This is a genomic window from Pseudonocardia thermophila (assembly GCF_900142365.1).
GTDB classification, from domain to species: domain Bacteria; phylum Actinomycetota; class Actinomycetes; order Mycobacteriales; family Pseudonocardiaceae; genus Pseudonocardia; species Pseudonocardia thermophila.
In genome coordinates, this window is the sequence record NZ_FRAP01000009.1 from 19,141 (window position 1) to 32,050 (window position 12,910).

15 protein-coding genes are annotated in these 12,910 nt (G+C 75.1%); 8 read left to right on the plus strand and 7 right to left on the minus strand.

All coding sequences use genetic code 11. The features are described 5' to 3' along the window. Positions 1–69: 69 nt before the first annotated feature. From BUE41_RS13025 to BUE41_RS13060, 8 genes are all read left to right on the plus strand, one after another. On the plus strand, positions 70–570 hold the full coding sequence (locus tag BUE41_RS13025) for an Asp23/Gls24 family envelope stress response protein (protein ID WP_073457349.1): 501 nt from the start codon (positions 70–72) through the stop codon (positions 568–570). A 6-nt stretch (positions 571–576) separates the two neighbouring features. Then, positions 577–894: a hypothetical protein gene (locus BUE41_RS13030; protein WP_073457350.1), complete on the plus strand. Its 318-nt coding sequence runs from the start codon at positions 577–579 to the stop codon at positions 892–894. A 20-nt stretch (positions 895–914) separates the two neighbouring features. Continuing rightward, the gene (locus BUE41_RS31290) at positions 915–1,199 is read left to right on the plus strand and encodes a hypothetical protein (protein ID WP_073457351.1); all 285 of its coding nucleotides are present in this window, start codon (positions 915–917) and stop codon (positions 1,197–1,199) included. Positions 1,200–1,229: 30 nt separating this feature from the next. Next, a complete protein-coding gene (locus tag BUE41_RS13040) occupies positions 1,230–1,409 on the plus strand; it encodes a hypothetical protein (protein WP_073457352.1) in 180 nt (59 codons plus the stop codon). Continuing rightward, positions 1,406–1,783 (plus strand): Asp23/Gls24 family envelope stress response protein, encoded by a 378-nt coding sequence (locus tag BUE41_RS13045; RefSeq protein WP_073457353.1) that lies wholly within the window; start codon positions 1,406–1,408, stop codon positions 1,781–1,783. The genes BUE41_RS13040 and BUE41_RS13045 overlap by 4 nt, the downstream gene beginning before the upstream one ends. A gap of 22 nt (positions 1,784–1,805) precedes the next feature. Beyond that, positions 1,806–2,357: a DUF6286 domain-containing protein gene (locus tag BUE41_RS13050; protein ID WP_073457354.1), complete on the plus strand. Its 552-nt coding sequence runs from the start codon at positions 1,806–1,808 to the stop codon at positions 2,355–2,357. Further along, positions 2,354–3,028, plus strand: a complete 675-nt coding sequence (gene amaP / locus BUE41_RS13055) for an alkaline shock response membrane anchor protein AmaP (RefSeq protein WP_234997223.1) — start codon at positions 2,354–2,356, stop codon at positions 3,026–3,028. Before BUE41_RS13050 ends, amaP begins: the two co-directional genes overlap by 4 nt. A gap of 77 nt (positions 3,029–3,105) precedes the next feature. Then, positions 3,106–4,686, plus strand: a complete 1,581-nt coding sequence (locus tag BUE41_RS13060; RefSeq protein ID WP_143172127.1) for an alpha/beta hydrolase — start codon at positions 3,106–3,108, stop codon at positions 4,684–4,686. A gap of 96 nt (positions 4,687–4,782) precedes the next feature. On the opposite strand, the gene BUE41_RS30190 is transcribed toward BUE41_RS13060, so the two are convergent. From BUE41_RS30190 to BUE41_RS31295, 7 genes are all read right to left on the minus strand, one after another. Further along, positions 4,783–6,426 (minus strand): DUF732 domain-containing protein, encoded by a 1,644-nt coding sequence (locus BUE41_RS30190; RefSeq protein ID WP_073457356.1) that lies wholly within the window; start codon positions 6,424–6,426, stop codon positions 4,783–4,785. Between the two features lie 247 nt (positions 6,427–6,673). After that, positions 6,674–7,834: an NAD(P)/FAD-dependent oxidoreductase gene (locus BUE41_RS13070; RefSeq protein ID WP_073457357.1), complete on the minus strand. Its 1,161-nt coding sequence runs from the start codon at positions 7,832–7,834 to the stop codon at positions 6,674–6,676. Between the two features lie 14 nt (positions 7,835–7,848). Beyond that, positions 7,849–9,129 carry a nucleotidyltransferase domain-containing protein gene (locus tag BUE41_RS13075; protein ID WP_143172128.1) on the minus strand — a complete coding sequence of 427 codons (1,281 nt, stop codon included), beginning with the start codon at positions 9,127–9,129 and terminating at the stop codon, positions 7,849–7,851. A 58-nt stretch (positions 9,130–9,187) separates the two neighbouring features. Further along, positions 9,188–9,928 (minus strand): SDR family oxidoreductase, encoded by a 741-nt coding sequence (locus BUE41_RS13080; protein ID WP_073457359.1) that lies wholly within the window; start codon positions 9,926–9,928, stop codon positions 9,188–9,190. A 31-nt stretch (positions 9,929–9,959) separates the two neighbouring features. Further along, positions 9,960–10,484, minus strand: a complete 525-nt coding sequence (locus BUE41_RS13085; RefSeq protein ID WP_073457360.1) for a response regulator transcription factor — start codon at positions 10,482–10,484, stop codon at positions 9,960–9,962. Between the two features lie 11 nt (positions 10,485–10,495). Beyond that, positions 10,496–11,551, minus strand: a complete 1,056-nt coding sequence (locus BUE41_RS13090; RefSeq protein WP_143172129.1) for a Pecanex-like protein 1 — start codon at positions 11,549–11,551, stop codon at positions 10,496–10,498. A gap of 167 nt (positions 11,552–11,718) precedes the next feature. Continuing rightward, complete coding sequence (locus BUE41_RS31295; RefSeq protein WP_073457361.1) at positions 11,719–12,879, minus strand: DUF4142 domain-containing protein; 1,161 nt, start codon at positions 12,877–12,879, stop codon at positions 11,719–11,721. Between the last annotated feature and the right edge of the window lie 31 nt (positions 12,880–12,910).

The following is a 12,910-nucleotide window of genomic DNA, read 5'->3' on the forward strand; positions in this document are numbered from 1 at the left end:
AGGAGTGAGGGACGCCGGGGATGCGCGTCCCACCCACGTCAGAACTCGAGAACGAGGAAGTGAGCGGACATGACCGAGAGTGCTGGAACCCCCCAGGCGAGCGCGGCCCCCACGGTGTCGACGCCGTCCGGGACCGCGTCCTCGCCGGCGCGGCTCGCCGACGACACCGCGCAGGGCAAGACCACCATCGCGGCCTCGGTGGTGCAGAAGATCGCCGGCATCGCCGCGCGGGAGATCTCCGGCGTGTACGCGATGGGCGGCGGGGTCTCGCGCGCGTTCGGCGCGATCCGTGAGCGGATCCCCGGCGGCGGCACCGGCGCGGCCAACATCGCCGGCGTCGCGGTCGAGGTCGGCGAGAAGCAGGCCGCGATCGACCTGGACATCGTCGTCGAGTACGGAGCGTCGATCGTCGAGCTGGCCCGGGCGGTGCGCCGCAACGTGATCACCGCCGTCGAGCGGATGACCGGCCTGGAGGTCATCGAGGTCAACATCGCCGTCAACGACATCCACCTGCCCGAGGTCGACGGCCAGGACGACGCGCCCGCCGTCGCCAGCGCCCGCGTGGAGTGAGCCCGGATGGCAGGGCCCGACCCCGCATCCCCCGCACCTGATCCGGCCGAGCTCGCCGAGCGCGTGGCGGCCGCGGTCATCCGGGTGCCCGGGGTCGTCGCGCTGCACCCCGGCGCCTACGGCGATGTGCTGACCTACCTGCCCGGCCGGCGGCTCGCCGGGGTGCGGATCGGCCGGCCCTCCGAGCCGGTCGAGGTGGGCCTGGTGGTCGGGCTGGACCGGCCGATCCCGGACGTCGTCGTCGACGTGCGCGCGGCCGTGGCGGGAGTGTGCGGCGACCGACCGGTCGACGTGACCGTGGCCGACGTGCGGGAGGCACCGTGAGCGATGCCGGGAGTGGCGCCGTGGACGATCCGGGCGAGGAGGCCCGCTGGCGGGCGGAGTTCCGCGCGTTCGTGCGCGAGCACCATCCCGACCGCGGCGGCGACCCGGACGAGTTCGTCGCGGGCCTGGCGCGGTTCGCCGAGTCCCGGCCCGGCGGACCGGCCACCGCGGCGGACGCCGAAGACGATCCCCGCTACGACCGCCCCGTCGAGTTCACCCCGGTGCACCACCCGTTCCCCATGCGGGTCGCGATCGCCCTGATCCGTACGGTGCGCAAGCAGCGGGCCGCCCGCAGAACCGAATGATCCACCCCGTGTCCGCTAGGAGCTGCTGACATGAACGCCACCCAGACCGGTCTCCTCGCCGGCCTCGCCCTCGGCGTCGCCGCCGCTGCCGGGGGCCTGATCGGTTTCCTCATCGCGCTGCTCTTGGGCATCGTCGGGCTGGTCGTCGGCCGGGTGCTCGACGGCGACGTCGACCTGTCCGGCCTGCTGGGCCGCGGTCGGGACCGGTGACCGAGCTGCCCGATCCGGCCGACCGCGGAGCGCTCGACATCGACCCGATCGTGCTCCGCAAGGTCGTCGAGTACGCCGCCGACCAGGTGCCCGGCACGCTGCGCCAGGAACGGCGGGTGGCCGGGATCGACGTCGGCGAGTCGGGGGCCAGAGCCCGCGTCCTGCCCGGCAACGGCGATCCGACAGCGGTCGACGTGCGGCTGGAGGTGACGCTGCGCTACCCGGCGGACATCCGCTCCGTGGTGGCCGAGGTGCGGCGGGCGGTCGACGCTGAGCTCGTCCGCATCACCGGCCACAAGGTCCGCTCGTTCGCCGTCACCGTGGCCGGGCTGCGCGGCGCCCCGGCCCGGCCCGCGCCCGCCCGCCTGCAGTGACCCCGACCCGAGGAGACACCTGATGCGCGTGCTGCTGCGGCTGCTCGCCCCGGTGCTGGGCCTCGCCCTCGCCGCGGCGGGTGTGCTGCTGGCGATCGAGGTGATCGTCGGCTGGACCCGGCCCGGCGAGGCCACCGGGGTGCTCGTGCCGTGGCCGGACTGGAAGTCCGCGCTGGAGGCGACGACCTGGGCCGACCCGGCCGTGCTGGGGACCGGGTTCGGGATCGCCGTCGTCGGGCTCCTGCTGGTGCTGCTCGGGCTCTTCGCGCGCCGCTCCGACATCACGGTGATCGCGCCCCGCGCCGACATGACGGTGACGATGTCGCCGCGGGTGCTGGCCCGGCTGGTCGGGCAGCGGGTGCGCCGGTCCGACGACGTGGCGAGTGCGGCGGTCACGGCCTCGAAGGGACGGATCACCGTCACCGCGACCGGCTGGGGCGACCCGGACGGCGAGGTGGGGGCGGCGCTGCGCTCGTCCGTGGAGGGCACCGTCGCCGCGCTGCTGGACGACGTGCCGCTGACCCGGCGGCCCCGCGTCCGCGTGCGGCTGGCCGAGCTGAGGGGACCGCGATGACCTCCGAGCCGACCGCGAACACGCTCGATCCCGGCGGCGACCCGCCGAAGCGGGTGCCGGTCGACCCGGCGCTGCGCAGGCGCTCCCGCGCCGCGGTGGCCCGCTCCTACGTCGGCGACCGGGTGGTGGCCGTCGTCGTCGGACTGCTGCTGATCGCCGCCGGGGTCGCGGTGGTGCTGCTGTCGAACGGGGTCTTCGGCGTCGGCCGGGCCGCACGACCGGTGCTCGACCCGATGATCGTCGACTGGATGACGGCCAACCCGATGGCGGCGCGGCTGATCGCCATCGCGTCCGGGATCGTGCTGACCGTGCTCGGGCTGGTGTGGGCGGCCCGGGCGGTGCGTCCCGAACCGCACCCCGACCTGCCGGTCGAGGCCGGCGGCGACACCGAGATCGTCGTGCTGGCGAGCGCGATCGGCGACGCGGTTGCCGAGCAGGCGCTGGGGCTGCCCGGGGTCGGCAAGGCCCGTGCGCGGGTCGTGGGCACCACGCGGGCGCCCGCGCTGCGGGTCACGCTGTGGCTGGCCGACGACAGCCACGTCGCCGACGTGCTGGAGGCGTTGCAGACTCGCGTCCTCGCCCCGGCCAAGGAGGCGCTGGGGCTCCCGGCGCTACCGGTGGCGGTGCGGCTGGAGCTGGACAACCCGCCCCCTCCCCCGCGCGTCACCTGACGGCGCCCACACCCCCGGTGCGCGAAGCTTGGGTGCGGCAGGGACCCCCTTGCGCGGACGGGTACGTGGAGGAGCAGGTGAGGCAACGGCCGCCCGCTTTGCGCGGTACGCTGGTCGGGCTCGTCACGCTGCTCGCCGCGGCGCTGGTCGCGGCGTGCACCGTGGGCCCTTCGGTCCGGCCACCGGTGGCCGTGCGCGGCGACGAGCGGATCGCGCCGGGCCCGCCCGCGCCGGGCCCACCGACCGGATCCGCGCCGCTGCCCAGCCCCGCGCCCGGGACGTCGACGATCGACTTCGTCGACTGCACCGACGAGCTGCAGCTGACCCTGCGCGACCCGCTACCGGCGGACCGCGGGCTGCGCATCGACTGCGGCATGATCGAGGTGCCGATCGACCCGGACGCCCCGTTGTCGATCACGCAGCTGCAGGTGCTGCGCATCGGCACCGGCCGGCCCGGGACGAAGCCGCCGCTGGCCGTCGTCGGGGACTCGGCGGCCGAGCCGACCGCGCGGTTCGCGGCGATCCTCGCCGGGCAGGTGCCCGTGGAGCTGCTGGAGGCGTACGACCTGGTCGGGATCGACCGGCGCGGCGCAGGCTACGACAACCTCGACTGCGCCCCGGACACCACGCGCGCCGCACTCGTGGACGCGTCGCCGACCGCGGTGGATGAGGCGAGCCTGGACCGGTTGCTCGAGCGGGCCCGCGACCTCGTGCAGCAGTGCACGATCGACGTCGACAGCGGGCTGGCGAGCTATCGGTCGGCGTCCACGGGCTCCGACCTGGAGGAGCTGCGGCACGGGCTCGGGGTCCGGCAGCTGTCGGCGATCGGGGTGGGCGACGGGGCCGCCGCCGTCCTGGAGTGGGCCCGTTCCGCGCCCGCGCACGTCGGCCGGGTGGTGCTCGACGGACCACCGCAGCCCGGACTGGACGACCCGGACCTCACCGACTCCCGTGCCCGGGCCACCGAGGCCGCGTTCGACGCGTTCGCGACCGCGTGCACGGGCGGCGCGGACTGCCCGCTCGGCCCCGATCCGCGGACTCGGGTCACCGCGCTGATGCAGCGGCTGGACGCCCGCCCGCTGGCTTCCCCCATCGGTGACCGGCTCACCGCGGGCACCGCCCTGTACGCGCTGCGCACCGCGCTGGTGGAGCCGCGGAACTGGCCGGACCTGGCGTCGGCGCTCGCCGCCGCCGATGCAGGCGATCCGGTGCCGCTGCTGGCGACGCTCGACCGGGCCCTCGGCCCTCGCGGCACGTTCGACGGAACCCTGGCCACGGCCTGCAACGACACCCAGCGCCGGCTCGCGCCCGCGCAGGCCGCCGAGTTCGCCGCGCGGATGCGGCAGGCTCACCCGCTGTTCGGCGGGGCGATGGCGCTGCAGGTCGTGCTGTGCGCGCCGTGGCCGACCGGCCGGCCGATGGGCCCCGGTATCCCGGCCGGGACGCCGCCGATGCTCGTCATCGGCACCGCGGCGGACCCGCGCAGCACCCTCGAGGGCGCCCGCCACCTCGCCCAGCAGCTGCCGGGCGGGGTGTTCGTGAGCTGGCAGGGGGCGGGGACGGGGGCGTTCCCGCGCACGGCCTGCGTCTCGGACGTGGTGACGGGAATGCTCGTGAACGGCCTGCTGCCCCCGGACGGGACGCTCTGCCCGCCGTGAGGTGGATCGGCCCCGGCCCCGTCACGTCGAGAACGAAGCTGTGGTGATCAAAGAGCCGATTCGATCACCACAACTTCGTTCTCGATGAGGTCTCCCTCAGCAGAGGTGCTTCTCGACCAGGTCCACGAAGACCGGCGCCTGCTTGCGGGCGACCGTGGGCAGCTGGGTGGGCACGGACTTGGCCACGGTCGTCTTGGCCACGCCCTCCTCGAGCTTCTTGCAGATCTCGACGGCGGCCTGGGTCTCAGACACTCCCGACCGGCTGGTGGTGATGCCCTCCTTGCGCAGGGCCTCGAGGAAGGCGACCGCCTTCGGGCTGCTCGGGTCGGCCGGGGCGGGGTCCGCGGCAGCGGGCGCCGCCGGAGCCGGGGGCGCCGCCGGAGCGCCGGCCGCGGCGGCCGGGGTCTGGGTACCGCCCCCGCCGCCGAGCACCACGATCAGGGCCGCGACGAGCCCGATGATCAGGAGCACCCCGCCGATCGCGTAGACGACGGGCTTACCCAGCCAGGACGACTCCTCCTCGCCCTCCTCGTCGTCGTCCCGGCTGACGATGGCGTGGCGCGGACCGTCGCTCTCCCGGGCGGAGCTGCGCTCCGCGGCGTCGTCACGGGACCGGTCACGGGCACCGTCGTCGAACTCGTCGGAGCCCGTGCGCGCCATCCCGGTGACCACCTGGGTGGCGTCCTCCGGCGCGCGGGCGGCGGGCTGCTGGCCGGCGGCCCGCAGCTCCGTGACGTCGATCGCGTCGGTGACCGGGTCCCTCGACGCCTCGTGGGCCACCGCTGCCGCGGCCTCCTGCGCCCGCCGGCGCGCTGCCCGGCCCTCGCGGGTGGGCGGGACCACCGCGGTGACCTCGGCCGCCGCTTCCGGCTCGACCGCACCGTCGTCGTCGCGGCGGTGCCGGCGGCCACCGCTGCGCAGCGCCGCCATGACCGTGGTGTCGTCCCGCTCGGCCGAGTGGGTCGGCCACGCGGGCTGCGGCTGCTCCCCCAGCGGGTGGTACTCGATGTGGTGCTCGGCGGGCCGCCCCTCGGCCGCTGCGGCGTCGGCGCCGCGCCCGTCACCCGGGAGCCCCTTCCCCGTGGGCCCCGAGTGTCCGTTCGCGTAACCGTTCGCAGCGCCGTTTCCAGCGCCGTTTCCAGTGCCGGTTCCAGTGCCGTTGATCGCACCGTGCGCCGCGCCGATGGCGCCGCCGTTCGCGGCGGGACCGTCGGCGGGCCGCAGCGGCGGCGGTGGCACCGACCGGTGGACGGCGTGTGCCCTGGCCTCCGCCTCTGCGGCGGCGGCTGCCTCCTCGGCGGCCCGGGCAGCGGCATCGGCCGCGGCCTCGGCCTCCTCGGCCGCCCGCGCGGCGGCCTTGATGGCCGCGGCGGCCCGGCTCGCGGCGTCCGCGGCGGCCGCTTCCGCGGCATCGGCCGCGGCCTGCGCGGCGAGCCGGCGGCGGGTGTACCAGTCGAGATCGATCGGGCCGGGACTGAAGCCGGGCCCGGCTGAGGTGTGGCCGGGCGGCGGGCCGCCGTCGGGCCGGATGTCGTGGTGGCTCTCGGGACGGCCGGTGGCCGGGCCACCGTCGAAACCGCTCTCGAGGTCGTCGCCGAGACCGTGGTTGTGACCGGTGTCGGGACCGTTGCCGACTGCGCCGACTCCCTCGTCGACGCCGTGGTCGACCCTGTGGCCGACGCTGTGGTCGACGCTGCCGGCGACGTCGTCGTCGACGGCGGCGTCGTGGCCGATGGACACGTCCGGACGCTCCTCCGTGATGACCGGTTCAGAGGAGGGTGTACCGCGTACGGCGCGCCGACCGCTGAGCTGTTCGTCGTCCATCGCGTTCCCCCCTCGAGACCGGGTGATCGGATCGCTCTGTCATCGGGTTCAACGAGACACCTGCGACAACGGCGCAGATACTGCCCGATTGGCCTACATGACTGTGCGCGCCATCACAGGGTTCATGCACTCTGCGTATCCGACTCGTCACACTCCCGGGTAGTCAGGTCAGCGCTCTTCCCCGACCGAGGGTCAGCGCACTCGACGCCACGCGCACGAGATCTGCACGGGACGCGGTCCCCGGCCCCAAGCCTAGGTCGACAGCCGAGTCGAACACGCTCTGGTACCGGGCCGCCGCGGCCACCGCCGCGTCGAGGAACCACGGCCGGGGCACGAGCCGGGCGAGCAGCGCGGTGTGCCGGTGGTGCCGGCCGAACGCCGCCTTCATCGCGGCGCGGTGCGCGGCACCGGCTCCCGCGCCGTGCAGCGCGGCCTCACCGGCCAGCGCACCGGAGGCGACGGCGTCGTAGATCCCCTCGCCGGTCAGCGGGTTCACCAGCGACGCGGCGTCCCCGGCGAGCAGGACCCGCCCGTCGGGGTGCCAGCGCGGACCGGTGGACAGCGGCAGCTGGTGGCCGCGCACCGTGCCCGGGTCCGGCTGGTGGTCGGGAAGCAGACGGGCCAGCTCGGCCAGCAGGTCGGCCCGGGAGCCGCCGGCGCGGCGACCGAACACCCCGAACCCGACGTTGGAACGACCATCGGGCAGCGGGAACGCCCACGCGTAAGCCGGTCTGGAGCCGCGGGTGAACTCGATCACCAGCGCTTCCGGGTCGACGACGCCCTGCGCGTAGCCGCGCACCGCCACCGCGACCGTCGTCGCCGGGCTGGGCGGGGCGCCGAGCAACCTGCGGATCGTCGAGTTCGCCCCGTCGGCGCCGATGACCACCCGCGCGGACCACCGATCGTCGAGCACGACGCGATCGGCCAGGACCTGCATCGACCGCACCCGATGCTGCACCAGCCGGGCCCCGGCCCCGGTGGCCGCCGCGACCAGCCGCGCGTCGAACTCCGCCCGCGGCACCACCCGGTTCGGCCGGGCGCAGCGCCGGGCCACGACCCGCCCACCCGGGCTGGTCAGCCGCATCCCCGGCACCGGCGGACCGGCCCAGTCCGCCACGGGCACACCGAGCCGCCCGATCAGCTCCAGCACGTGCGCCGAGATGCCGTCCCCGCACGTCTTGTCCCGCGGGAACGCCGCGGCGTCGAGCAGCAGCACCTCCGCATCGGGACGCAGCGCCAGCACGCGCAGGGCCGCGGCGGATCCGGCCGGGCCCGCTCCGACGATCGCGACGTCGGCCGGGCGATCCGTACCTGCCTCCTGCACCCGTCCGGTCTACCTCACGACCGCGGCGGGCGACGCAGCCCCTCCCGGTGGCCGCTCGCCCGGAACCGGGCGTAGTCGGGTGGCACCGGCAGGTCGAACCGGTCGCACAGCGCCGCCACGTCGTGCCAGTCGTCGACGTCGACGCGGTAACCGGTGTGGAACTGCACCAGCCACTGCGGCGCGATGCAGCGCACCGCGCGGCCGGCGATCGTCCCGGCGGCCCCGGTCAGCGCCGCCGCCGGGTACACCTCGGTGGGCCCGTGCCAGCCGTTGCCGTGCTCGTCGAGCTCCACGACGTGCACGTCCACGGCCCGGCCGCGCGGATCGCCGAGCACGATGTTCTCCGCGCGGGCGCCCGGGCGAGCCGCGTATCCGCGTTCGGCCAGCGCCACGACCAGCCCGGCCGCGTGCTCGACCGGCACCACGACGTCGACGTCGCCGTGCTGGCGGGTCTGCGCCCCCAGCAGAGCGTCCACGGCCCACCCGCCGTTCAGCCACAGCGGCGCACCGGTGTCGGCGGCCACGTCGAGCAGCTCCAGCACGTCGTCCGCCGACGTGGTGGCCAGCGGCGCCACCAGCGCCGGGCGGGCCCGCTCCCCCTCGTCGGCCATCGCCGAGAGGTAGACGCGCATCGACCGGCGGGCCAGCCGCGACGCCGCCTCCCCATCACCGGCGCGGACGGCCGCGAGCAGATCGACGTGCAGGTCCAGCGCCTTGACGAGCAGCTCCGGCCGCCCGCCCGCGGTGGTCAGCCGGTGCGAGATCAGCCCCGTGACGACGTCGCGGACAGCCTCGTGGCAGACCTGCAGCATCTCGTCGCCGCTCGCCCGCGCCATCACGCGGTGGAACGCGACGTCGGCGACGGCGAACGCCGCGGGACCCTCGGGCACGGCCGCGGCCATCGCCGCGAGCGCCTCGTCCAGCTCGGCCAGGTCGGCGGGACTCGCCCGCCGCGCCGCCAACTGGTACGCCCAGCCCTCCAGCAGGATGCGGAACCGGACGAGATCGGCCAGCCCGAGCGTCTCCATCGCGGCGAGCCGGGCGATGGCGCGCCGCAGCGCGGTGGTGCTGAACGGCAGGATCTCGACCTCGTCGGGCTCGCCCGGCACGAGCCGGATCAGCCCGCTGTCCTCGAGCACGCGCACCGCCGAGCGCAGCAGTGCGACGTCCATGCCGAACCGGGCGGCGAGCCCCGGACCGACCGTCAGCCGGTCTCCCGGTCCCAGCCGTCCGCTTCGCACCCGCTCCTCGATCTCGGCGGCGATCCGACGTTCGTCCGGCGCATCCCCCCGCATGCCCACTCCCCGATCGTGGTGGCGACAAGGGTAGCCACCCCCGATCGCCGGACAACCGCTATCCGCGGCCGATGAGCGGCATCGTCGTGGCCATGACGGTCATGAACTGCACGTTCGCCTCGAGCGGCAGCCCGGCCATGTAGAGCACCGCGTCGGCGACGTGCTTGACGTCGAACGTGGGTTCGGCGCGGATGCTGCCGTCGGCCTGCCGGGCGCCGGTGGCGATCCCGGAGGTCATCTCGGTGAGGGCGTTGCCGATGTCGATCTGCCCGCAGGCGATGCCGAACGGTCGCCCGTCCAGCGACAGCGACTTCGTCAGCCCGGTGATCGCGTGCTTGGTCGCGGTGTACGCCGCGCTCAGCGGCCGCGGGGCCTGCGCGGAGATCGAGCCGTTGTTGATGATCCGCCCGCCCTGCGGGTCCTGGGCGCGCATGGCGGCGAACGCCTCCCGTGCGCACAGGAACGACCCGGTCAGGTTCGTCGCGACCGCCGCCTGCCACTCGGCGACGTCGATCTCGTCGACCGTCCCGACCGGGCCGAACGTGCCCGCGTTGTTGAACAGCAGATCGACTCGACCCCAGCGCACCTTGACGGCGCGGAACAGCTCTGCGACCGACTGCGGGTCGGTGACGTCGGTCGGCACGACGAGCGCGTCGGGGTGGCCCTGCGCGGTCTCCTCGAGCGGGGCCGCGCGGCGGCCGGACAGCGCGACGCGGTATCCCGCGCCCAGCAGCGCCCGCGCCACCGCGCGACCGATTCCCGAACCCGCACCCGTGACCACCGCAACGCCGCCCGTCATGGTGGTCAGTGTCGCCGATCGCGGGCCATGGTCAGGCGATCACCCCTTCGCGCAGTGCCAGCACGAGCAGCGCGGTGCGGTCGGGGACGCCGAGGGTGCGGGCCAGCCGCCGGATGCTGGTGGCGACCGTGCGCTCCGGGACGCCGAGTTCGGCGGCGATCCGGGCATCGTCGTAGCCGTCGGCGGCGAGCTGCAGGTACTCCTGCTCGCGGGCCGTCAGCATGCGGGTGACGCCGTGCGGGCTGCGCAGCCGGCGGCGCCGCCCGGCCGGGCGGCCGATGGTGTCGTCCAGCGGTTTGCGCGGGGAGGGCACGCTGACCTGCGTGAACTCCTGCCGCGCGGCTTCGGCGACGGTGCGCAGGGCGCACGGCCACGGGGTGTGCCGGGCGCCGGTGCCGCCGTGCGTGCAGGCGGTGCAGTTGCGATCGGCGTCGGGCACGTGGTCGACGAGCATCTGGAACCACACCTCGACCATCGGGGCCAGCGCGGCGGCGGCCGCCGCCTCGGGCGACTGCGGTTCTGCGGGGTGGGTGGTGGCGATCGACTCGACGGACATGCTGGCCGGCCTCACTTCACCGTGATGCGGACGGAGTCGACGGCGGGGGTCTGGTTGGCGCGCTGCATCATCGGGATGCGGTGCGACCCGTCACCGGCCCACGAGGTGCACTGCACGACACCGGCCTCGTCGATGCCGGGGACCTCGATCTCGACGGTGTCGACGCCGGCGCCGCCCTTGTTGTCCTGGGTGGCGAGGAAGAACTCCGGGTCGGGCGCCGAGTCGGGCGCCTCGTCCAGCGACGGGAGCACGCGGCAGGCGGTGTGGAAGTGGCCGCGCTGGATGCCGTTGTCGTCCAGGAACGAGCTCTCCAGGTAGTAGCCGCCGGCCGCGGCGCCGAGGAACCGGTCACGCACGAGGTTGCGGGTGGAGACCTTCAGCGTGAACGACTCGCCGACCTTCACCTCGGTCGGAGCCTCGGTGATCAGCAGCGACGGGCTCTTGTCGGCCGCGGCGACCTCACCGAACGCGGTGTCGACGCAGGCCGGGGAGACCTGGAAACCGGTGTGCGGGGGCAGGTCGCTCGTGGAGCAGTCGCGGCCGAGGACGTCGAGGCCGTTGTTGTTGTTGCCGTTGCCGCTGCCGTTGTTGTTGCCGTTGCCGTTGTTGTTGCCGGCGTTCTGGTTTCCGCGGTCCTTGCCCCGGTCGCCGTTGTTCCGGTCGGGCCGATCGCCGTTCCGATCACCGCTGCGGTCACCGTCTGTGCGGTCACCGTTGCCGCGCCCGTTGTTCCGGCCGGTCGCCGCCTCCGCGTCGTCGCCGGTCTCCTCACCGTCGGTCTGGTCGGCGTCGGTGTCGGTGCTGCCGGCGGCGGAGCCGTGGCCGGCGTGACCGCCGCTCACGGAGTAGCCGGCGGCGGCGGAGCGGTCGCTGCGCGGGGAGGCGTCTGCGGTGCCGCACGCGGCCGTCACGAGGGCCGCGGCCAGGACCGTCGCGGCGACGGCGACGATGCGCCGCCCGGACCGCTGGCGCGCGATCGCCCGGGCGAGGTCGGTCCGGTCGGGACCGAGACCGGGAGTGGTGTCGGGGTTCGTGTCAGGAATCGGACGGTCAGGCTTGTCGGACATGGTCGGTTTCCGATCGGGGTCGGGAACGGCCGGTGGACGGTCGACCACCGGTGGCCGGCGCGGTTCGCGGGGAGCGGCTGCGGGGAGCAGGGGCGCCGGCCGGGACTGGTCGGGGCTCGGTCGGGGATCGGTGTTCGGTCGGGATCCGATTCAGTCGGGGACGGGGACTAGCGACGGACCGCGGCGTGCCGGGGCCCGGTGCTCTCGACGGTCGACGCACGCCGGTGCGCGCGGCGGGGACCGGTGGTCTCGCCGGGCGGGGTGACGCGGGGGAAGCGGTGGGGCCCGGTGTTCGAGACGGCCGTTGCGGTGTGGGCAGTTGCGCTGTGGGTGGTGGCAGTGTGGGTGGTGGCGGTGTGGGTGGAGGCGGCGTCCTGCACCTCGTGGTCGAGCACGGCGGTGGCACCGTGCCGGGCCGCGGTGCGGGTGGCCCGTCCGGCGGGCTCGGTGATCACCGCGTGGGCGCCGGTGCGAGCCCCGGGGATGCGGTGGGCACCGCTGTTCTCACCGGGCCGCGCGGCGATCGTCGACCTGGGGATCGCCCCGGCCGGGACGGAGGCGGTGGCCGCGGACGGGCCGGCGGCCGGTGCCGAGGCGACGACCCGGGTCGGCTTGGAGAGGGCACGCCGGCGCAGTCCCACGACCAGGCCGATCGCCGCGAGCAGCAGGGCGGCGAACACGAGGATCGGGACGATCAGGTCGCCCGCGGTGCGGTCACCGGAGAACAGGCCGGGCGAGGGCGGGTCGGGCAGCTGGGAGTAGTCGACGAGGCCGGTGGCCTCGATGTGCTCGATGTGGCGGCGCACGAACTCGCTCGCGGTGTCGGCGAAGGCGCGGACCTTGTCGTTGCGGGTGCTGACCCGAACCTCGGTGATGAACGGCAGCACGCCGCCGTGCGCCTCGCGCAGCCGCTGCACGAAGACCCGGTCGTAGTCGGTGCCGGTGGCCGCGGAGATCTCCTTCATCCAGGCCTGCTGCTGCGCGTTGGGCTGCGTCGGCAGCAGCACGCCCAGCTGGTCGGCCTCGCGGCGGACGATCTCGTCGAGCCGGGCGTGCTCGACGGCGAGGAAGGCACCCAGCTCGCGCACCTCCTCCGAGCTGGCCTGCTGGGCTGCCTGCTGGCCGGTCGGAGCCTCCCAGAGGCCGGCGAGCCGGACCTTCACGAGCAGGTCGCGGTCCGCGGGGCCGAGGGGTCCCCACTGGGTCTGGGTCCAGCCGCCGGTGCCGGGGACACCGGTGACCCACGACTGGAACACCGACACCGAAACGGCGAGCACCACGGCGACGAGGACGGAGACGCGCAGGAACCAGGGGATCCGGCGGAGCATTCGGGGGAAACCTCTCTTGCAGGGAGCGGGG